We start from the raw sequence: 22,894 nt of genomic DNA, 5'->3' as shown, positions 1-22,894 counted from the left end.
AAATATACCTTCTATTATACTACGTTTTGGTCAATAAGAAAACGCAGAAAGATTAACTTTCTGCGTTTTTCTGTCTAGGGACAAGGATTAAGCTTCCTCTGATTCAGATTTTTTCTTTTTGCTTGTTCCCATTAGACCTAGTCCTAATGTTGCTGCAAGTGCACCAAGACCAAGAACAGAGTAACCATTTGAGCGCTCACCTGTACTTGGGAGTGCAGGCTGCTGTGGTTTAGCTGGAGTTGGTTGAGACGTAGGTGTCACTGGAGCCTTAGGTGTTGGTGAAACAGGCTTCTCAGGCTTAGGATCAGGTGTTGGTTGACCTGGTTCTGGTTTTGGCTGAGGTTTCACCGGTTTGTAAGGCACTGGCGTGTCCTTAGTTGGATCATTTGGATCCGTGATGCTTGGTGGGATGTAGCCCTTGCTTGGGTCGTTTGGATCCACTGGAGTGAGCGGAATTTCTGGCTCGAATCCAGGGATATATGGCAACGGCGGATTGTCCTTAGGCTCTTCTGGCGTATTGTCATAAGGAACTTTCGGAATCTCACGACCTGGCTCCGTTGGAATGTAAGGAATATAACTTCCTGCCTTCTTATAGACATAGATGATGTCTTGGGTACCTTCTACCACGCTACCATTTTCTGGTTTAGAATCCTTAGACACACGTGTGAAGTAGTACACTACTCCGTCCTTCTCAATGGTCTTAGGCTTGTGGTCTGTGGTATCGTAAGGTGTTCCAACTGGCGTGTTGCTTTCGTCCGTCACTGGGTCAGCGATGACATTGCCTTCCTCATCCACATAGTGCACCACGACATTACCTTTCACCACTTCTGGCGTCACCGGTTTGTAAGGCACTGGTGTATCCTTAGTTGGATCGTTTGGATCCGTGATGCCTGGTGGGATGTAGCCCTTGCTTGGGTCGTTTGGATCTACTGGAGTGAGCGGAATTTCTGGCTCGAATCCAGGGATATATGGCAACGGCGGATTGTCCTTAGGCTCTTCTGGTGTATTGTCATACGGTACCTTAGGAATATCACGACCTGGCTCCGTTGGGATGTACGGAATATAACTTCCTGCCTTCTTATAGACATAGATGATGTCTTGGGTACCTTCTACCACGCTACCATTTTCTGGTTTAGAATCCTTAGACACACGTGTGAAGTAGTACACCACTCCGTCCTTCTCAATGGTCTTAGGTTTGTGGTCTGTGGTATCGTAAGGCGTTCCGACTGGCGTGTTGCTTTCGTCCGTCACTGGGTCAGCGATGACATTGCCTTCCTCATCCACATAGTGCACCACGACATTACCTTTCACCACTTCTGGCGTCACCGGTTTGTAAGGCACTGGCGTGTCCTTGGTTGGATCGTTTGGATCCGTGATGCTTGGTGGGATGTAGCCCTTGCTTGGATCATTTGGATCCACTGGAGTGAGCGGAATTTCTGGCTCGAATCCAGGGATATATGGCAACGGCGGATTGTCCTTAGGTTCTTCTGGTGTTTCATCGTATGGCACTTCTGGAATCTCACGGCCTGGCTCAGTTGGGATGTAAGGAATGTAGCTGCCGAGACGCTCGTAAACGTAAGTCACGGTCTTCGTGCCTTCCTCAACCTTACCAGTCGTTGCATCAGAAGTGGTCAAGTGACCCTCTTTATCCACGCTACCCACTGGGTAAGTGCCGGCTGGAACCAGTTTGTAGACATGACCATCTTCACCCTTGATGGTGCTTGGACGGTTGTCTTCAACGGTGTTGTAGTCCGTATCGACAAGAACCTTGTCTTCGTCTGTCACTTGCGCCTTGATGGTCTTACCAGTTGTGTCCACATAGGTTACCACAACGCTACCCTTAACTGGAGCGTAAGGTACTGGCGTGTCCTTGGTTGGATCGTTTGGATCTGTGATGGTTGGTGGCACATAACCCTTGCTTGGATCATTTGGATCCACTGGTTTAAGTGGCGTTCCGTTTGGATCCTTCGGATCACGTGGGCGATAACCTGGCACAAATGGAAGTGGTGGGTTATTGCTTGGATCTTCTGGCGTGTCATCGTATGGCACTGGATCTGGATCGTTTGGTTTGTTTGGCTCGTTGCCCTCGATGTAAGGGATGTACTTACCTGGTTGGACTGGTACTTCTGGTTTGAGCTTGTAAACGTAAGTAACGGTCTTCGTGCCTTCTGCCACATCACCAGTCACCACATCAGAGCTAGTCAAGTGACCATTCTCATCCACTGCTCCAACTGTGTAGTTGCCTGCTGGTACCAATTCATAGGTCTTGCCATCCTTGACAATTTGACTTGGACGGTTATCGACAAGTGTATCGTAAGCTGTGCCGACTGGTTGGTCTTGCTCGTCAATCACTTGGTGTTTGAGTTCGTTACCGTTCTCATCCACATAAGTGACCACAACGCTACCTTTCTTCACCACCTTACGGTAAACGTAAGTCACTTCCTTGGTCTTACCACCTTCAACGTTGCCTTCTTCGTCCCCTTCGGTCTTACTTGGCACGAGTTCGTAAGTGTTGCCACCAAACTCGATGGTTGGGTATTTGTGATCCGTGGTGTTATATGGCTCACCTGGTTTGCCGTTTTCAGTGTCATTTTCTGGATCGTGGATGACGTTACCATCCTCATCCTTGTAGTTCACGACCACATTACCAGCTTCTTCGTAAACGTAGTTAATGACCGTTGTGCCCTTCACAACCTTGCCATCTTCTGGCTTAGAGTCAGAGCGGACTTCCTTGTAGTAGTAAGTCTTGCCTTCAAATTCAATCTTCTCTGGCTTGTGGTCGGTCGTGTTGTACGGTGTATCCACTGGAGATTCTGGCGTATCCGTCACTGGAGTTGCGATTTCCTTGCCAGTCGTGTCGTAGTAGTGCACCACAACATCACCTTTGACAACCTCTGGCGTCACCGGTTTGTAAGGAACTGGCGTGTCCTTGGTTGGATCATTTGGATCCGTGATGCTTGGTGGGATGTAGCCCTTGCTTGGATCATTTGGATCCACTGGAGTGAGCGGAATTTCTGGCTCGAATCCAGGGATATATGGCAACGGCGGATTGTCCTTAGGTTCTTCTGGTGTTTCATCGTATGGCACTTCTGGAATCTCACGGCCTGGCTCAGTTGGGATGTAAGGAATGTAGCTGCCGAGACGCTCGTAAACGTAAGTCACGGTCTTCGTGCCTTCCTCAACCTTACCAGTCGTTGCATCAGAAGTGGTCAAGTGACCCTCTTTATCCACGCTACCCACTGGGTAAGTGCCGGCTGGAACCAGTTTGTAGACATGACCATCTTCACCCTTGATGGTGCTTGGACGGTTGTCTTCAACGGTGTTGTAGTCCGTATCGACAAGAACCTTGTCTTCGTCTGTCACTTGCGCCTTGATGGTCTTACCAGTTGTGTCCACATAGGTTACCACAACGCTACCCTTAACTGGAGCGTAAGGTACTGGCGTGTCCTTGGTTGGATCGTTTGGATCTGTGATGGTTGGTGGCACATAACCCTTGCTTGGATCATTTGGATCCACTGGTTTAAGTGGCGTTCCGTTTGGATCCTTCGGATCACGTGGGCGATAACCTGGCACAAATGGAAGTGGTGGGTTATTGCTTGGATCTTCTGGCGTGTCATCGTATGGCACTGGATCTGGATCGTTTGGTTTGTTTGGCTCGTTGCCCTCGATGTAAGGGATGTACTTACCTGGTTGGACTGGTACTTCTGGTTTGAGCTTGTAAACGTAAGTAACGGTCTTCGTGCCTTCTGCCACATCACCAGTCACCGCATCAGAGCTAGTCAAGTGACCATTCTCATCCACTGCTCCAACTGTGTAGTTGCCTGCTGGTACCAATTCATAGGTCTTGCCATCCTTGACAATTTGACTTGGACGGTTATCGACAAGTGTATCGTAAGCTGTGCCGACTGGTTGGTCTTGCTCGTCAATCACTTGGTGTTTGAGTTCGTTACCGTTCTCATCCACATAAGTGACCACAACGCTACCTTTCTTCACCACCTTACGGTAAACGTAAGTCACTTCCTTGGTCTTACCACCTTCAACGTTGCCTTCTTCGTCCCCTTCGGTCTTACTTGGCACGAGTTCGTAAGTGTTGCCACCAAACTCGATGGTTGGGTATTTGTGATCCGTGGTGTTATATGGCTCACCTGGTTTGCCGTTTTCAGTGTCATTTTCTGGATCGTGGATGACGTTACCATCCTCATCCTTGTAGTTCACGACCACATTACCAGCTTCTTCGTAAACGTAGTTAATGACCGTTGTGCCCTTCACAACCTTGCCATCTTCTGGCTTAGAGTCAGAGCGGACTTCCTTGTAGTAGTAAGCCTTGCCTTCAAATTCAATCTTCTCTGGCTTGTGGTCGGTCGTGTTGTACGGTGTATCCACTGGAGATTCTGGCGTATCCGTCACTGGAGTTGCGATTTCCTTGCCAGTCGTGTCGTAGTAGTGCACCACAACATCACCTTTGACTGGTTTGTAAGGTACTGGCGTGTCCTTCGTTGGGTCGTTTGGATCTGTTGGTTTTGGTGGGATGTATCCCTTAGTTGGGTCGTTTGGATCTACTGGAGTGAGCGGAACTTCTGGCTCAAATCCAGGAATGTATGGCAATGGTGGATTATCCTTAGGTTCTTCTGGTGTATCATCATAAGGAACTTTCGGAATATCACGGCCTGGTTCAGTTGGGATGTAAGGAACGTAGCTACCAAACTGTTTATAGACATAAGTAATCTTCTTAGTCTTATCGGCTTCAACAGTACCTGTTGTTGGATCGACGCCGTAGCCCTTGTCTGTGAGCTTGAGTTCGGTCAAGTTATGATCGTTACCAACCGTCCCGACTGGGTAGTCACCCGCTGGAACGAGTTTGTAAGGACGTCCATCCTTGCTGTCCGTTGACTTGATGACATCTGGACGGTTGTCACTATCCGTATCATAAGCTGTGCCCGCAGACGCATCTGTTTCATCCTTGACTTGGTCCTTGATGCTGTTTCCGTTCACATCCACATAATCAACGACAACATTACCCTTGACTTCTTCATAGACATAAGTGACTTCCTTGGTCTTGCCAGCTTCGACTTTGCCATCAACTGGATCTGAAGACTCAAGGTGGTTGTTAGCATCTACCTTACCAACTGGGTAGTCACCCGCTGGAACAAGTTTATAAACCTTGCCATCGCTAGTGGTGATGGTGCTGTCTTTCTTGTCAGCTGTGTCGTAGCTTGTGCCACCTGAAACATCTTTTTCATCATCAACAGCTGGTTTCAATTCCTTGCCGTCTTTATCGACGTACTTGACGATGACGCTACCTTTGACTTCTTCATAGACATAAGTAATCTTCTTAGTGCCTTGTGCGACTTCACCTGTCGTTTGGTCAACACCAAGGTCTTTTTCAGCACTCTTAGCAGTATCTAGGCTGGTCAAGTTACCATTAGCATTAACCGTACCCACATCATAAGTGCCGGCTGGAACGAGGCGATATACCTTATCACCAACAGTGATGTCAGCTTTCTTGCGGTCCTCATCGGTGTTGTAGGCTGTGCCAACTGGAGCATCGGTTTCATCTGCCACTTGAGCCTCTAGCTTGTTCCCTTTGGTGTCCACATAATCAACCACAACGTTACCTGTCTTAACGACCTTACGGTAAACATACGTCACGGTCTTCGTGCCTTCGGTCACTTGACCAGAAACAGGGTCAGATGTGGTGAGGTGACCGTCAGCATCAACTTGACCACCCGCTCCTGGGTAGTTGCCTGCTGGAACCAATTCGTACTCTTCACCGTCTTTGGTGATGGTGCTTGGACGAAGGCTATCCGTCTTGGTATCATAAGCCTCATCCACTGGTGCATCTTTCTTCGCGTCTTGTGGATCTTTGATTTCATTACCATTTTCATCCACATATTTAACCACGACATCACCCTTGACCTCTTGGTAAACATAGGTGATTTTCTTGGTGCCTTCTGCGACTTCACCCGTTGTTGGGTCAACACCGAGAGTTGTAGTCGTTTGGGTCAAGTTGTGGTCATCCCCAACGGTACCAACTGGGTAGCTACCCGCTGGAACAAGGCGATAAGTCTTACCGTCTTTCTTGATTTCATTTGGACGATGGTCGGTATTCGTCTCATAGGCTGAACCGATAGAACCATCTTGGGTATCGATTTCTTGATCTTTAAGCGGCTTACCTTCGGTATCCACATAGTCAACGACAACATTACCTTTGACTTCTTGGTAAACATAAGTGACTTTTTTGGTTTCACCAGCAACAACTTTACCAGTAACAGGGTCAACTCCTAGGTTGTCCTTCTTCGTTTCGGTCAAGTTACCATCTGTACCTACTGTACCAACTGGATAGTCGCTACCCGCTGGAACCAGTTTATAGACCTTGCCATCTGTTCCTGTAATCGTTTCTGGGCGGTTATCACTATTAGTATCGTAGTCCGTACCCACAGATACATCCGTTTCATCTTTGACTTGTGCTTTGATGGTGTTCCCATTCACATCCACATAGTCAACGACAACGCTACCCTTGACTTCTTGGTAAACGTAGGTAATATGCTTGGTTTCTTCCGCTACGACTTTACCTGTCACAGGATCCGTACCAAGATCTTTTGTAACGCTCTTAGCGGTATCAAGGGTTTCGAGTTGACCTTCGCTACCCACTGTTCCGACATCGTAGGTGCCGGCTGCTACACGTTGATAGACCTTGCCATCTGCCGCAGTAATAGTTGCTGGACGAGTTGCTTCTTCGGTCGTATTGTAGTCAGTGCCTGCGGAAGCATCTGTTACGACATCTTTCTTATCAGCGATTTCCTTACCAGTGGTATCCACATAGCGGACATCAACACTACCTTTGACCTCTTCATAGACATAAGTGACTTCTTTGGTCTTGCCAGCTTCAACCTTACCATCGACTGGATCTGAAGATTCAAGATGGTTGTTAGCATCTACCTTACCAACTGGGTAGTCACCCGCTGGAACGAGCTTATAGACCTTGCCATCTGCAGTTGTGATGGTGCTATCTTTCTTATCAGCTGTGTCGTAACTTGTGCCACCTGAAACATCTTTTTCATCGTCAACCGCTGGTTTAAGGGTATTTCCGTCCTTATCAACGTACTTGACAATAACGCTACCTTTTTCTTCTTGGTAAACGTAGGTAATTTTCTTAGTCTTGTCTGCTTCAACGCTACCCGTTGTTGGGTCAACACCATAACCTTTTTCAGTCAATGTCAACTCAGTCAAGTTGTGGTTATCTCCAACCTTACCAACTGGATAGCTACCTGCTGGAACTAGTTTATAAACCTTATCACCGACCTTGATTTCTTCTGGACGGTTGTCAGTGTCTGTATCATAGGCTGTGCCCGCAGACGCATCTATTTCATCCTTGACTTGGTCTTTGATGCTGTTTCCGTCAGTATCTACATAGTCAACGACAACGTTACCTTTGACTTCCTTATAGACATAAGTCACGGTCTTGGTGCCTTCTGCGACCTGACCAGAAACAGGGTCAGATGTGGTGAGATGTCCGTCACTATCGACTTGACCACCAGCTTCTGGATAGTTGCCTGCTGGAACGAGCTGATAAACTTTACCGTCTTTGGTAATGGTACTTGGGCGAAGCGTATCCGTCTTAGTATCGTAGGCTTCGTCAACTGGTGCGTCTTTCTTCGCGTCTTGTGGATCCTTGATTGGGTTACCATTTTCATCCACATACTTAACCACGACGTTACCTTTGACCTCTTGGTACACGTAGGTAATATGCTTGGTTTCATCTGAAACCACTTGACCAGCTGGCGCAGCTGTGCCGTAGCCCTTCTCAGTTTGTTTAAGACTAGTCAACTCGCCATCTTTACCAACGGTTCCGACTGCATAGCTATCGCCTGCTGGAACCAGTTTGTAGGTCTTACCATCTTTCTTGATGGTGTCTGGACGTTTCACGCTATTAACGGTGTTGTAGTCTGTACCTGGATCCTTGGTGGTAAGCTCAGCATTCGGATCGTCGGTCTTAGTATCGGTGAGACCGTCTTGCTTGTCTGCGATTTCATTGCCATCAACATCCACATAGCGCACGTCAACACTACCTTTTTGAAGCTCATAGACGTAAGTGATGTGCTTAGCTTCTGGTGTGACTTGACCTGTCACGGCATCTGTTCCAAGATCTTTAGACTTGCTCTTTTCTTGATCCAGTTTGGTCAATTCACCATTGTCACCAACTGTTCCGACATCATAAGTGCCCTTAGGAACGAGTTTGTAAACTTTCTTGTCGTCGCCGTCACCAACAGTGATGGTCGCAGGGCGATCACTGTCACCTGTTGTCGTGTAGTTGCTTCCTGTTTCACCATCTTTGACAACATCCTTAGTCGCAGCAATCTTGTCCCCCTTGGTGTCAACATAGCTGACGTCAACACTACCTTTTTGAAGCTCGTAGTAGTAAGTGACAACGATTGTGCCTTCTTTGGTCTTACCAGTTTCGTCACCAGTTACCTTGTTTTCAACGAGCTTATAAACCTTGCCATCTGCTGTCGTGATGGTGCTTGGTTTGTTATCTGTTGTCGTGTAGTCAAGACCGGTTGACTCTTCTGGCGTGTCCAATACAGACCCTTTGAGGTAGTCTTGCGTCAACTCTTTATTCACCACTTGACTTGGTGTCACATCACCAATCTGAACGCTCTTTGTTGCATCGCCTGCATAACCTGTCGCTGTACCAGTCAGTGGGGTATCGGTGTTGTTAATGCGATAACGAACGACAACGTCACCTTTGACCTCTTGATAGACGTAAGTCACGGTTTTAGTGCCTTCTGAGACAGTACCTGTTGGAGTATCTGTACCAAGATCTTTCGTTGTATTCGTCAAGTTTCCATCTTCACCAACTGTACCTACTGGATAGCTATTTCCTGCTGGAACACGCTTGTAGGTCTTACCATCTGCTGTGGTGATAGTGTCTGGACGAAGGTCAGTAGTCTTAGTATCGTAGGCTTCATCAACTGGAGCATCTTTCTTAGCGTCTTGTGGTGTCTTGATCTCATTACCATCAACATCCACATACTTGACGACAACATCTCCCTTGACCTCTTGATAGACGTAAGTAATCTTCTTCGTCTTATCTGCTTCAACCTCACCAGATACTGGATCTGTGCCATAGGCTGCTTCCGTATTCATTTTAGCAGTCAACTCATTGCTATTTCCTACTGTACCAACTGGGTAAGTATTTGCTGGAGCTAACTTATAGGTTTTACCATCTTTCTTGATGGTTTCTGGCTTGTGATCAGCGGTGTCGTAGGCTTTACCTGCTGGTTGATCCGTTTCGTCTGGGACTTGATCTTGTAGTTTATTACCGTTGGTATCCACATAGTCAACGACAACATTACCCGTCTTTTGGACTTTCTTATAAACATAAGTAATATGCTTATCTTCAAGCGCTACCTTACCAGTTGTTGGATCCGTTCCTAGACCCTTGGTCTTGCTGCCATCACCTAGGCTTTCCAGATGGCTGTCTGAACCAACGGTACCGACAGTGTAGTCACCCGCTTCAACAGGAACGTACTCATTACCCTCAAAGGTAATTTTATCCTTCTTCTGATCAGAAGTATTATAGTCCTTACCTGTATCGGCATTTTCTTCATCCTTTGTAAACTCAGGATTGTTGAAGATAATATTACCATCCGTGTCAACATAGCGGACATCAACATTACCTTTTTGAAGTTCGTAGTAGTAAACGATACGAGTTGTACCCTCTGCGGTTTTTCCTGTTTCATTACCACTCACTTTATCCTGAACGAGCTTGTAAACTTTACCGTCCGCTGTGGTAATATACTGAGGTTTGTTATCCGTTGTATTATAAGCTACCCCTGTTGAGGTTGTTTCAGTATCGATAACAGCACCTTGGAGATACTGTGCATCCATGGTCTTCCCATCAACCACAGCGTCACTTGAAAGATTACCAATAGTTTTCGTCTTACTTGGATCATCTGAATAGCCTGTCGCTGTCCCAGTGAGTGGGGTATCGGTGTTGTTAATGCGGTAAAGTACAATCACATCACCCTTCACTTCTTGGTAAACATAAGTGATGTTTTTAGTCGTATCTGCAACAACATTTCCTGTTACGGTATCAATACCATAGTCTGCAGATGTGTTATTTTTAGATAGCAGCTGACCTTGGTTACCAACTTTACCAACTGGGTAGTCCGTTCCTTGACGTGTTCCTGTTACTGGTTTATAAGTTTTGCCGTCTGTTGTCTTAATAGTCGCCTTCTTGTTGGTTGAAGTGTTGTAGGATTCTCCCGGTTGCGCTTCTATCTTAACATTTTCGGGATCAGCTAATTTATTCCCTTCTGTATCAACAAAGTGAACTTTGACATTCCCGCCACGTTCATAGACGTAGGTGACTTCACTATGTTGTTTTTGGACAGTCCCTGTTTCAGGGTCTGAATCAGGTGTTGTTGCATTTTGCTTATCAACTCCTGTAAGGTAACCCTCACCGTTTGGAATAGTACTATTTGAAGTCACAAGATAATATTTTCCTGGAGTTGCTTCGCTTCCTTCAGGAACTGTGGTTGCTTCAATTGTCTTAGGTTTGTTATTTGGACCAGTTTTTTCTGTACCAGCCGTGATATTTTCACCTGTACCCGTATATTGATCACGAATCTTACTGTCTGTGGTATTATATGCTGTTCCTCGTGGGTTAGGTTGCGTATCCATCAATGGATTTTGAATTTCGTTTCCTTTTGTATCAACATACTTAATCTTCACATCACCTGTGAGCTTATAGTAGTAGATAACATCAGAACCTTTTGTCCAAGAATTCCGAAGGTTCATATTTCCTGATGTCTGAACATGGTTTGCGGCACTATTTTTAGGATTTTCCACAATCGGAAAACGCATCGTTGCACGTTCACCAGGTTTAATGTTTGTTGCATTTGCTGCTAACTCATTGTAGGATTTTAATCCACCACCTGCTGTTATATTTTGATTCCAAAGCGTTGTACTATTATCCCTGTTCTCAGCTTTTCTAGCTAAGTAGAAACCATTGACATCATTTGAAACATACGGAAGAGAATTTGCTTGTCCTGCTGTACCATTCGTTCCGTTTTGTAAATCAGCATCCGAAACATGGTCAAAATTATAAACTTTATCTGTATAAGTCGTATAATTTTCTATGTGTTCAAAAAATTCTTTTGCCGTCGGAAGACTGCTGTCTGTACGGCTATCCTTTGGTGAGACATAAACTGTCAGTTCTGCTGTTCCATCATTATCTAGATACTCCCATTGATAATAGATGGTCACATAAGAAGCTGGCGTCTTATCGCTGTAAGGTGGTTGCGCTACAGAATATTGAACCTTATCTCCTTTAAATCGGCGAGCTGTTACCTTTTCAATTGGACCTGTTTCATTTTTTGTGCTTGTGACATAATTATAATCATCAATTGAGATAGGTGTCGTCGTATAATCATATCCTGTCCATCCATATTGAATATGATCCGTTTGAATATCTTCATTGGTATCAATATCTTTATAAGAGGTGATTTGAGTTGTATATTTAGGATAACCGCCAGAAAAAGCATTCGTATATTTGACATCAACATTTGTAAGACTCGATTCCAGCTGAGCTACTTGTTTTGTTCCATCAGAATAACGATAAATAATAAATCTAGTATCATACTGGAAGGAAGCTGTTGCTCCATCGACACTATCAACACTAGCTGGAATATTTACACTGTTGTCGCCAGTTAAAGACAGCTCATAACGACCTAAAATCTTTTTCGTATCTTTATTAAAGGCAATGATATAAACTTTTTTAGGATTACCATCTGCTGTCTTTGGATTAGGATTATCTACTGAAAGGGCATAGTGAACATTTCCATCCTTTGACCCAACAATATTATAAGTATAACGTCCTTCAATAGGGTCTTGGAAAGATAATTTTTTATTCGGAGTTACCGTATAACCTGAAAAATCTCCAGCTGCAGCTAAATCAGCTCGAGTATAGCCTTCTTCTTCCAAATCAAAAGAAGATAGTTGCTTAGGATTTAAAATATAAGCCGTATAGTCTCCGACACGATTGATTGTTGCATAAGCCTCAATAATTCCTGTCTTATCATCTCTTGTAACTGAAACAACTGTCTCACCCTCTAGGATTTTTAAATCTGATTCTGTTCTAGGTTCGGATGTTTCAGTTTCCTCAGCTGCCTGATCAGAAGATTTAGTTTCTACTTTTGCTTCCTCTCCCTTACTTTCGTCTTTAGCAGGGGCTTGGTCCTCTTCTTTGGCGTCAGCTGGCATTGGCACAAGGCTGATACCGTTTAGAATATCGGCTTCATTTTTATCCAAAAAGGCTTGATCCGTTGCTAGATCAACATTTTCCTTACCCGCTTTGGCGAGTTGGTCGATGACCAAAAGGGTTGCTTCTTTATCCTTTTTAGAGGCCTTGCTCGCTTCTACTAGCGCTTTTTTAGCCGCAGCTGCCTGATCAATCTTGGCTTTAGCTGCTTCTTTATCCAGAGATGACTGAGCTTGAGCCTGCTGTGTTTCGCTAGCTTTGTCCTCTTGGCTAGCGCTTTGCTCACCTTGGGTCAAAGCCTTCTCTATCACATCCGATGAGGTGTCAAGTGTCGGGGATTCGACCGTTTTTGAAACATCTGGAGATGTTGACTCCAATTGTTCAGCTTGCGAGGCTTCAGCAAAGCCTGCAAATACCAAACCAATCAAAACCGATGCTGCTCCAAATTTGAATTTCTTAATCGAAAATCGCTGAGCAGTGTCTCGATTTTTTCTCGCATTTAACATTTAAATGCCCTCCGTTAAATAAATATGCAGAATCAAGTTATATATATATATATATATATATATCGCGAGAGTTCTATCATTTTATTATACCACGTTTCCCTTTTATTTTCAAAAAATCAGCTATAAGTATCTTTATTAATCATTTTGTATCTTTTTACCAAAAAAAGAAAGAACAAAAACAAATGTTCCCTTGCCATCTCAAGAAACAAAAGAGCCTAGAACTAAAATGTCTAGACTCCTTTATACCTTATTCTTTAATAAAATCTAAAATCGCTTTCTCCGATAGGGAAGAATCACACACGACTTTTACCTCACCATTTTTAGCGACCAAAAGACCTGGAACAGTCGCAATACCATAGGTACTACGCAAGGCCATGATGTCCTCTTGTTCCATGAGGTTATCTGTTTTAAGATAAGCCACTGCCAGCAAATTATCATTAGCTACTTTAGCTAATTTTGGTGCAAAGAGTTGGCAGTAAGGGCAGGTCGGGCGTCCAAAGAAGACAATGAGATCTTCTTTTTTCTCCAGACGTTCTTCAACTTCCTTAGCTGTCACAGGTGTAAATACCGCTACACTATCTTGAAAAGTTGCCATCATCATACCTCCTTATATTAGTCCTTGTAGCCATTGGGATGGCTCTTGTGCCAAGCCCAAGCTGTTTCGATGATTTGGTGAATATCATCAAACTCTGGTTGCCAGCCTAAAACCTCACGCGCCTTTTTGGATGAAGCGATGAGGCTATCTGGATCCCCCCCGCGCCTCTTGGTTATCTCAAGAGGGATGGGATGTCCCGTCACTTGTCTTGCCGCTTCCACCATTTCTAGATTAGAAAAGCCAGTCGATGATCCGAGGTTAAAGGCACTAGACGGGTTACCTTGTCTGAGATAATCCACCGCCAAACGGTGCGCCTTAGCCAAATCAAAGGGATGGACGTAGTCTCTGACATTGGTCCCATCTGGTGTATCATAATCATCCCCAAAGATAAAAATCTTATCGCGCTTGCCTTGAGCCACTTGGAGAATCAAGGGCACCAAGTGGGTTTCTGGATCGTGATCTTCACCGATGGTTCCATCTGGCTTAGCCCCTGCCACATTAAAGTAACGAAAGGCGACAAAGGTCATACCGTGCGCCTTGTCTGCCCACTTCATAATGGTTTCCATCATGAGCTTGCTCTCTCCGTAAGGATTGATTGGCACTTTCGGTGTCGTTTCTAGGATAGGCAACTCCTCTGGAATCCCATAAGTCGCAGCCGTTGAAGAAAAGACAATGTGTTTGACTCCAACTTCTTTCATGACCTCAAGCAGTGCCACCATGGCAGCTGTGTTGTTGCTAAAATACTTGAGGGGATCTATCATGGACTCACCCACCTGAGTGGATGCCGCAAAATGAATGACCGCATCAACCTCTGGATGCTTGGCAAAGACCTCTCGCATAAAGGCCTTGTCTGCCACATCTCCCTCATAAAAGATGGCATCTGGATGAACCGCTGCCCTATGACCTGTCGTGAGATTATCCACCACAACGACTTCTTCTTTTCCCTCTGCTACTAAGCGATCAACCATGTGAGAGCCGATATAGCCAGCTCCTCCTAGTACTAAAATCGCCATAACGCCTCCTTTCTCCCTCCTGATAGGGACAAAATTAATTTGATTCTTTGTCTAATTTGTTTTCAATGGCTGCTGTCACAAAGGCTGTGTAGAGCTCTTCGGAACGGTTTGGACGGCTCGTGAGTTCTGGATGATACTGCGCTGCAACAAAGAATTTTTTCTCTGGCATTTCAACAATCTCCATCAAGCGATTGTCTGGTGACACTCCTGAGAAAATCAACCCAGCATCTTCAAATTCCTTACGGAACTTGGTATTCACCTCGTAGCGGTGACGATGACGGCGTTGGATGACTTCTTGGTTGTTGTAAGCCGCAGCTGCCTTGCTACCTGGTTTAAGCTTACATGGGTAAAGCCCTAGACGAAGGGTGCCGCCCATGTCTTCAATGTCGATTTGATCACGCATGATGTCGATGATGGGATACTTGGTTTCTGCGTCCAATTCGGTTGAGTTCGCCCCTTCCATGCCAAGGACGTTTCTAGCAAACTCCACGCAGGTCAATTGCATACCAAGGCAAACCCCCAACATAGGCACATCATTTTCACGTGCAAAACGAATAGCTTCGATCTTGCCTTCGGTACCGCGTTGACCAAATCCTCCCGGAACGATGATACCGTCCGCATCGCCCAAGAGTTCAACAACATTCTCCTTGGTCACATCGTTTGCGTTGATCCAATTGAGATCGATGCTGGCATCATTGACATAACCAGAGTGTTTGAGCGCCTCAACCACAGAGAGATAAGCGTCTTGCAACTCCACGTATTTGCCGACAAGGCTGATTTTGACAGATTTTTTGAGGTTGAGGACCTTGTCCACCATACCAGACCACTCGGTCATATCAGCAGGTGGGACATCGAGTTTCAAGTGATCGCAGACGATTTGATCCATGCCTTGGGCTTGAAGATTGAGGGGCACTTGATAGATGTGCTCCACATCCAGCGACTCGATGACTGCTTCTGGTGCCACGTCACAGAACTGCGCTAGCTTATTTTTGACCCCTTGCTCGATTGGGAGCTCGGTTCTGACGACCAACATGTTAGGTTGGATACCAAGTCCACGCAACTCTTTTACAGAGTGTTGGGTTGGCTTGGTTTTCATCTCACCCGCAGCTCTAAGGTAAGGGATGAGGGTGGTGTGGATATACATGACATTGTCAGACCCCACATCAGCCTTCATTTGACGCAAGGCTTCTAAGAATGGCAAACTCTCGATATCACCAACGGTTCCTCCCACTTCGGTGATGACCACATCTGCTCCAGTTGTGATTCCTGCACGCTTAATCTTTTCTTTAAGCGCATCAGTGATATGAGGAATGACCTGAACCGTTGCGCCCAGATACTCTCCTTTACGCTCTTTACGAAGGACTTCGCTATAAATCTTTCCGGTCGTCACATTTGAGTATTTATTGAGGTTAATGTCGATAAAACGCTCATAGTGGCCAAGGTCAAGGTCCGTCTCCGCACCATCATCCGTCACATACACCTCACCATGCTGGTAAGGACTCATGGTTCCTGGATCGATATTGATGTAAGGGTCAAATTTTTGGATGGTCACATTCAGCCCACGATTTTTCAACAGGCGACCAAGGCTCGCTGCTACAATTCCTTTACCAATCGAGCTGACAACACCACCTGTGACAAAAACATACTTAGTCATTTTTTCTCCTTTAAATGCATCATTGCTAAAAAACAAAAACGCTCCCTTACTAAACGAAAGGGAGCTGTTTTACTTCTCTTTAAAAAAGAGTCGCCCACTGTTTATTCTACCTAAAATTGGCCATTTGGTCAACTCATAACTTTGTTAGACTTCCTCTTCCAAATCCACTTCATCTGAGTAGTCATCATCGTCTTCTTCGTTGAGCTCAACCTCTTCTAGATCATCATCTGGGATGATTTCATTTAGCTCCGAATCATACGAATCTACTTCTGATTTCTCATCATCTGGATTGTCCTCATCGTAGGCCATATCCGCTGGCAAGTCGTAATCATCATCTTCTGGATCGTCGTCTGAGTAGTCAATGTCGTCTTCACTTTCCATAAAGGCATTGATCCGTTTTTTCTTGCGTTTGGGTGCGCCTTCTTCCTCTTCTTCGAGGGTGATGATTTCCTCATCAATCTCATCAATCGCATACCACGAACGAAGCCCCCACTTGTTTTCGCCAAGCGGAATAAAGCTACCGTCCACATTTAGCTGCGTGTAAAAACCAGGAAGAGCCTCTCTAATCTCCTCATCTGACTTTTCCAAGTAGGTTTGGATATCATTGACCAAATCGCTAAAATACATCTCATGATCACGTCCCTTGGTTTCTAAAATGGCACGCGCCACCTCAATCAAGGACAATTCACTCTTTTCTTGACCAGCAAATACTTCTAGTTCCAAAGCTTGTCTCCTTACTTTTATTCCTTTTCTATTTTACGCTAAAAATAGCATTTCGTCAAAGGATTTATCAAAAAAAGAAGAGCAAGATCCCTTGCCTTCTTCTCTTTATTCTTATCTTATTTGACGCTAGCGCTCTTTGTGATCACTTCAACCGCTTTTTTCATTGCGATATCGTGTTTGAGCATATCTGCTGAAAGAAGGCTGCGTACTTGTGCTTCTTCCATTTGGTATTGGCTAGCCAAATCTTTGATTTCTGCTTCGATTTCGTCTTCAGTAACTTCAAAACCTTCTGCTGCTGCAATAGCTTCAATCACAAGGTTAGTGCGAACACGTTGTTCTGCTTCTGCCTTGTATTGGTTGTGGAGGTCTTCTTGAGTGGTGCCAGTGATTTGGAAGTAAAGCTCTGGTGAGATACCTTGACGTTGCAAGTTGTTGAGGTACTCATTCATAGCACGGTGTGTTTCGTCTTCGATCATTTCTTCTGGGAGATCAAGGATTTCAGCATTTGCCACAGCAAGCTCAAGCGCTGCCCCTTCTAGGGCATCTTCGTAAGCAGCTGCTTTTGCTTCTTCGAGTTCTTTTTTGTACTTAGCTTTCAACTCATCAAGCGTATCAACTTCTTCGTCCAAGTCTTTAGCAAGCTCATCATCAAGAGCTGGCACTTCTTTAGCTTTGACTTCGTGAACAGTTGTCACAAACTTGGCTTCCTTACCAGCAAGGTCTTCTGCTTGGTAGTCTTCTGGGAAGGTCACAATCACGTCAACTGTGTCACCAGCTTTGGCACCAACGAGTTGGTCTTCAAATCCTGGGATGAATTGACCAGAACCAAGTTCAAGAGAGTAGTTGTCCCCTTTTCCGCCGTCAAACTCAACACCGTCAATAGAACCAACAAAGTCAATCACAACCGTGTCACCTTTTTCAGCAGCATCTTCTTTCAAGACTAATTCTGCCAAGTTTTGACGTTCACGTTCGATCTTGTCGTCAACTTCTTTGTCTGAAACTTCTTTTTCAAGGTCAACGCTGACTTTAAGGTCTTTGTAGTCGCCCAATTTCACTTCTGGTTTGGTCACAACTTCAGCTGTGATAACCCAGTCTTTTCCTTTTTCCATAGACACGATGTCGATTTTTGGTTGTGCTACCACTTCAAGACCAAGTTCTTTTACAGCTGCTTCATAAGCGGCTGGAAGCACACGGTTAAGCGCATCTTCAAAAAGAACTTCTTCTCCATATTTTTGGTTAAAGACTGCACGAGGCATGTGACCTTTACGGAAACCTGGTGCATTCAACTCTTTTTGAACCTTTTTAAAAGCAGCGTCAAGAACTGGTTTGATGGTGTCTTGATCAATGCTAAAGGTAATTACACCGCGGTTTGTTTCTTTTTTGTCAAATGATGTTGCCATTCATTTTCTCCTTACACATTTTAGAATACCCCTTATTTTACCATATTTTACGGTATTTTTCAAAGGCTTTTGCGTTTGGTCTGGCATTTTCTTTGCTTTTTTGCTAGACTAGAGGATATGAAATGGATAGAAAACTACATCACACACCTTAATTTAGAGCAATTAGGCCTGCATTTGGCTGAAAAGATTGCCGCTTTAGTCGCCTTACTGATTGGCTTTTATCTAGCCAAATGGGTGCTGCACTATATCGTTAAAAAGATGCTTGCCAAGTCTTTAAACCTCACCAAACAAGACAGCAATCGAACCAAAACCTTAACAGATTTGGCTTATAACGTCATGGATTACAGCCTTTATTTTCTCTTTGCTTACTGGGCTTTGGCGATTTTAGGGTTGCCTGTGTCTAGTCTTTTGGCTGGAGCTGGAATTACCGGTCTTGCCATTGGTCTTGGTGCCCAAGGCTTTCTCACAGACTTGGTCAACGGTATGTTTATTTTGATTGAGCGCCAGTATGATGTTGGCGACAGCGTTCAGTTGGCTAGTATTTCAGGGACAGTGGTCAATGTCGGTATTCGCACCACCACCATCAAGTCCAGTGACGGAACCTTAAACTTCATCCCCAATCGACAAATCACTGTGGTCAGCAACCTCTCAAGAGGAAACCGCACCATTCAAATTGACATGCCGATTAGCTCACTGACAAATCTTGAACAGGCGACCTCCGCTATCGAGGAAGTCAATCAAAAAGAAGTGCCCAACTTTAAAGCTGACATCAAAAAAGTCACCCTCCTTGGGGCACGCTCTGACACGGCAAATGGTGTCATCTTTCGTGTGCAGATGACCGTCACCAACAGCAAGCAAAACGACCTCTACTACCACTTCTACGCTAGCTACCACGATGCCCTAGCCAAATTAGAACAACCATCCTAAAGCGCACACAAAAGGCTTGACCTTTGGTTTAATAAGAGGTCAAGCCTTTTTCACAACTCATTGTTTTCGAATACTATCCTTAGGATAAGTCGCTCTGCTGCCTCCGATAAGCTTTGGACGACTGGCTAGTGCTGTCACATGGGCAGAACCCAGTTCACGCAAAACAGGGCGCACAGGTACCTGCACACGCTTGACCTGCATACCAATCGCCGTATCCCCAATATCAAGACCAGCATCTGCTTTGATCTCTTCTACCACCACTGGATCTTGCATCAAGGAAAATGCCGCCACCTGAGCACTTCCGCCTGCATGGAGATTAGGAATCAAACTCACCACCTCAAGCCCCAAACGCTCAGCCAAAGAGTGCTCAACCACCAAGGCACGGTTGACATGTTCACAGCCTTGCACAGCAAGAGCAATGCCGCGCTCAGTCAACACTTCTAACAAGGTGGACACAATGAGTGTCGCCACTTCTTGATTGGAAGCCTTACCAATAGTGCCACCCACAACCTCACTACTGGATAACCCAAGGACAAAGACCTGTCCTTTTTTTAAACCACTTTTTTCTAACACATCAGACACAATAGTTCTGGTGTCTTTTTCTAATCTCTCTAGCTTCATAAGCCTATTATAACAGAAAAATCAAAAAAAGGCTGAGACAAATCATCTCGAACCTTTTCTTTTCTTACCAAGGCAAACCAGCTGCAGCAATTTCTGCCTTAGAGGCATACTGACCATTAGGACGGTGCCATCTACCTCTGGCATCCCTCTTGTAGCCACCGCCACTCACTGGCTCTTGTTGAGCTTCTTGCGCAGCTTGTGCAGCAGCGGCTTCTGCTTGAGCCTGTGCTTCTGCAGCTCTTTTAGCTTCCTCAGCTTGACGTGCCTCTTCTGCTTTTCTCGCTTCTTCGGCTTGGCGTTCTTCCTCTGCCTTTCTTGCTGCTTCAGCTTCTCTATCTTTGGCTTGCTCGGCTGCCGATTTGACAGTATTGACAGCGTGCCCGTTTAGATAGTCTAGCTGTGCATTGGGGGATTGATTTTCCAAGGTCACATGAGAAATACCATGCTCATCCTTGATTTCCTTACCACCTAGACTAATCTCAACAACTTGCCCTTTACGATCTAGACCAACATACTGTAAATCGATGCGTCTAGGAAGAAGTTCGTCTCCTTCATAAACAGGGGTAACCTTATAATCTAACCAAAAATCTGGATGCTCACTTAGCCATGCTTGCAGCCCTTGCTCGTAAAAGAGCATGCTGTCTGGATTGCCTTCATCGGTTCCTTTATAGTTCCCAGCATTGAGCCAAGTGGTCATCGGCACCAGATTTCTGCCTTCATCATTTAATCCGCTAAATTCATAAGCAATCAAATGCCCCCTGCTCATTAACCAAGCAGTTTTTTCGCCACCTTCATAGTAAAACTTATAGTTATGCCAACCAACGGGATTGTATTTGAGCTTTTTTGCTCGCTTTTTGGTCGGCTCATCCTTCTTTTGCAGTTGAATGTGGGCAGAAGTCGCCCGCCCCTTAGCATCTTTCTTTCCTAAAATCAGTTGTTTCTTGCCTGTATAGGTCAAAAGGCCCGTATCTGCTTTTGCTTGGTCATCCGCTTGAACAACCAAACTTGGAGAAAGGACTGGTGAGCGACTTTCTTTTTCAAAAATCCCCGTCCAACTCAGAGCAGCAAGAACCGTCCCTAGAACAAGCGCTTTAAACCATTTTCCACTTCGCTTCATGGTCATCTCCTTTAAATCAACCGCTAATACTTACGACACATTTCCTTTTTTGCCTACCAAACGGACCAAAAGTACCCCTAAAATCATGCCAACGACATTTTGCATGATATTTCCAGGCAAGCTAGCTAGCGCATCTCCCATCCCGTGCATGACAAGGCTTCCTGCAAAATACAGGCCCACCATCACAAGAGTAGCAAGTCCAATCCACAAGACTCTAGGACTCTTGCGAATCCCTGCAAAATAACCTTGCCCACCGTGGGCAAAAAGGCTGATGAACATCCACTGCGGATAACCTGAAATCATATCTAAGAGAAAGGCAGATAGTCCTCCAACAATTGCGCCTTCACGCCGTCCAAAATGAAAAGCTGTAAAATAGACCACCGCATCTAAAAGTGTCAAAAATCCTGTCGGTGTTGGGACCATCCCAAACTTTCCCAATACAACTGCCAAAGCAATTAAAAGCGATAGCAGTGTGACTTCATTTGTCCGATTTGTTTTCATGATACATCACCCCGTATTCATTTGACTGGCGAATCGCCTGATAAGTATAGGCCCGTCCCTTCTCGATTGCGGTTTGTTCTTCGTCGCCTTTAGCGAGGTAACTTGCAATCGCAGACGAGAGCGTACACCCTGCTCCTGTGTTATTAGAGGAGAGCTCCGCATTTTCCATGCTCCAAAAAGCTTCTCCGTCATAAAAGACATCCCTCACTAGAAGTGGTGCCTCCTTTGGTCGCAAGCCCTTAATCAAAATGCCCTTAGCCCCTTTTTGGTAGAGCTCTCTAGCAACATCTCTCAAGTCTTGCTCCTGCCAAATGGGCGGAGCATGGACTAAAAATGCCGCTTCTGTGAGATTCGGCGTGATCAGACTCACATGAGGGAAAAATGCCTGTAATTCCTCCACCATTGGATTGACCATTTGCCCATCATTTTCCTTAAAGACCAAAACAGGGTCTAATACCGTAGGTACTTGGGGGTGTTTTTTGATAAAGTCTAAAACCAAACGCGCAATCGCTCTACTCGGTAATAAGCCAATCTTGATGGCATCTAACGCCACACCGTCCAGACTATCGAGCTGTTTTTTAACTATTTCTGCTTCAATCGGGTGAATCTCTAAGCCCTCTTTTCCAAGACTGGTCAAACAGGTCAGCACCTCAAATCCGAAAACGCCTTGATTTGAAAACGTCGCCAAATCTGCCTGCATACCTCCACCACTCAAGATGTCACTGCCTGAGATGGCTAGCACCTTTTTCGTTGTCATAGCGTATCTCCTTTAAATACAAGCCATTTGGTCCTGCGGTCGGGCCAGCCAAATCCCGATTTTTACTGGTCAAAATCCGAGAAACTTGCTCAACCGGCATCCGACCATTCCCAATTTTAAGCAAGGTGCCAACCATATTACGGACCTGTTTATACAAAAAACCGTTCCCCGTAAAGGTAAAGCGTAAAAAATGGCTCTCTTGGTCATAGCTGACCTGTGCCGAATAAATGGTCCGCACCTTATTTTCCACGCTTGTCCCTGCTGCGGTAAAACCTGTAAAGTCATGCTCTCCCTCAAGAAAACTTATCGCTTCCTTAACGCGATCCACATCAACCGCATAGGGAAAATGCGTGGCATAATGCCGCATCATGGGATTTTTAGGACGTCCCAAATCCACTAAAAACTCATAAGTCTTGATGTGCTTTTGGTATCTGGCATGAAAATCATCTGCCACTACCTCCACCTTGACCACATCAATGTCATCAGGACTCTGCGTATCCAGACCAAAGCGAAGTTTTTCCACCTCTCGTTTCTGGGGCAAATCAAAATGAATCACCTGACCATAGGCATGAACGCCCCTATCTGTACGGCCTGCCCCATGAACGCTGACAGGATGCCCACTATTTAAGCGTGTCAAGGTCTTTTCGAGCTCCTCTTGAACCGTACGCCTGCCAGGTTGACGCTGAAAACCTGAAAAATCCTTTCCATCATAAGAAATGGTTGCCTTATATCTTACCATGATTCTTATTATAGCAGAAATTTTCCTTTTCCGAAAGATATTTTTCTTATTTTTTTGAAAAATATAGTCAATAAAA

At 45.2% G+C, this 22,894-nt stretch carries 12 protein-coding genes; 1 reads left to right on the top strand and 11 read right to left on the bottom strand.

The genetic code is table 11. The features are described from left to right. Positions 1 to 87: 87 nt before the first annotated feature. The 6 genes from ACZ49W_RS01095 to tig form a co-directional block, all read right to left on the bottom strand. On the bottom strand, positions 88 to 12,771 hold the full coding sequence (locus ACZ49W_RS01095) for a MucBP domain-containing protein (RefSeq protein ID WP_464813505.1): 12,684 nt from the start codon (positions 12,769 to 12,771) through the stop codon (positions 88 to 90). Between the two features lie 247 nt (positions 12,772 to 13,018). Then, positions 13,019 to 13,366, bottom strand: a complete 348-nt coding sequence (locus ACZ49W_RS01090) for a DUF6568 family protein (protein ID WP_464813504.1) — start codon at positions 13,364 to 13,366, stop codon at positions 13,019 to 13,021. Positions 13,367 to 13,383: 17 nt separating this feature from the next. Then, on the bottom strand, positions 13,384 to 14,379 hold the full coding sequence (gene galE / locus ACZ49W_RS01085; protein ID WP_464813503.1) for a UDP-glucose 4-epimerase GalE: 996 nt from the start codon (positions 14,377 to 14,379) through the stop codon (positions 13,384 to 13,386). A gap of 34 nt (positions 14,380 to 14,413) precedes the next feature. Then, on the bottom strand, positions 14,414 to 16,033 hold the full coding sequence (locus ACZ49W_RS01080) for a CTP synthase (RefSeq protein ID WP_464813502.1): 1,620 nt from the start codon (positions 16,031 to 16,033) through the stop codon (positions 14,414 to 14,416). Positions 16,034 to 16,177: 144 nt separating this feature from the next. Further along, positions 16,178 to 16,756: a DNA-directed RNA polymerase subunit delta gene (gene rpoE, locus ACZ49W_RS01075; protein ID WP_464813501.1), complete on the bottom strand. Its 579-nt coding sequence runs from the start codon at positions 16,754 to 16,756 to the stop codon at positions 16,178 to 16,180. A gap of 116 nt (positions 16,757 to 16,872) precedes the next feature. Then, a complete protein-coding gene (tig, locus tag ACZ49W_RS01070) occupies positions 16,873 to 18,156 on the bottom strand; it encodes a trigger factor (RefSeq protein ID WP_464813500.1) in 1,284 nt (427 codons plus the stop codon). 117 nt (positions 18,157 to 18,273) lie between these two features. On the opposite strand from tig, the gene ACZ49W_RS01065 reads away from it, so the two are divergent. Beyond that, positions 18,274 to 19,083: a mechanosensitive ion channel family protein gene (locus ACZ49W_RS01065; RefSeq protein WP_464813499.1), complete on the top strand. Its 810-nt coding sequence runs from the start codon at positions 18,274 to 18,276 to the stop codon at positions 19,081 to 19,083. A gap of 57 nt (positions 19,084 to 19,140) precedes the next feature. Here ACZ49W_RS01065 and ACZ49W_RS01060 read toward each other — a convergent pair whose 3' ends face one another. The 5 genes from ACZ49W_RS01060 to truA all read right to left on the bottom strand — a co-directional run bounded on the left by ACZ49W_RS01060 (position 19,141) and on the right by truA (position 22,818). Continuing rightward, the gene (locus ACZ49W_RS01060) at positions 19,141 to 19,704 is read right to left on the bottom strand and encodes a TIGR01440 family protein (RefSeq protein WP_464813498.1); all 564 of its coding nucleotides are present in this window, start codon (positions 19,702 to 19,704) and stop codon (positions 19,141 to 19,143) included. A 64-nt stretch (positions 19,705 to 19,768) separates the two neighbouring features. Further along, the gene (locus ACZ49W_RS01055; RefSeq protein WP_464813497.1) at positions 19,769 to 20,821 is read right to left on the bottom strand and encodes a DNA/RNA non-specific endonuclease; all 1,053 of its coding nucleotides are present in this window, start codon (positions 20,819 to 20,821) and stop codon (positions 19,769 to 19,771) included. A gap of 30 nt (positions 20,822 to 20,851) precedes the next feature. Next, complete coding sequence (locus ACZ49W_RS01050) at positions 20,852 to 21,322, bottom strand: ECF transporter S component (protein ID WP_464813496.1); 471 nt, start codon at positions 21,320 to 21,322, stop codon at positions 20,852 to 20,854. Beyond that, positions 21,300 to 22,079, bottom strand: coding sequence for a bifunctional hydroxymethylpyrimidine kinase/phosphomethylpyrimidine kinase (locus tag ACZ49W_RS01045; RefSeq protein ID WP_464813495.1), 780 nt, complete (start codon positions 22,077 to 22,079; stop codon positions 21,300 to 21,302). The genes ACZ49W_RS01050 and ACZ49W_RS01045 overlap by 23 nt, the downstream gene beginning before the upstream one ends. Continuing rightward, positions 22,042 to 22,818 (bottom strand): tRNA pseudouridine(38-40) synthase TruA, encoded by a 777-nt coding sequence (gene truA, locus ACZ49W_RS01040; protein ID WP_464813494.1) that lies wholly within the window; start codon positions 22,816 to 22,818, stop codon positions 22,042 to 22,044. Before truA ends, ACZ49W_RS01045 begins: the two co-directional genes overlap by 38 nt. Positions 22,819 to 22,894 lie beyond the last annotated feature (76 nt).

The sequence above is a fragment of the Streptococcus sp. STR1/CE/0325 genome (genome assembly GCF_055386095.1).
This window is presented reverse-complemented; position numbering and strand designations above follow the sequence as displayed.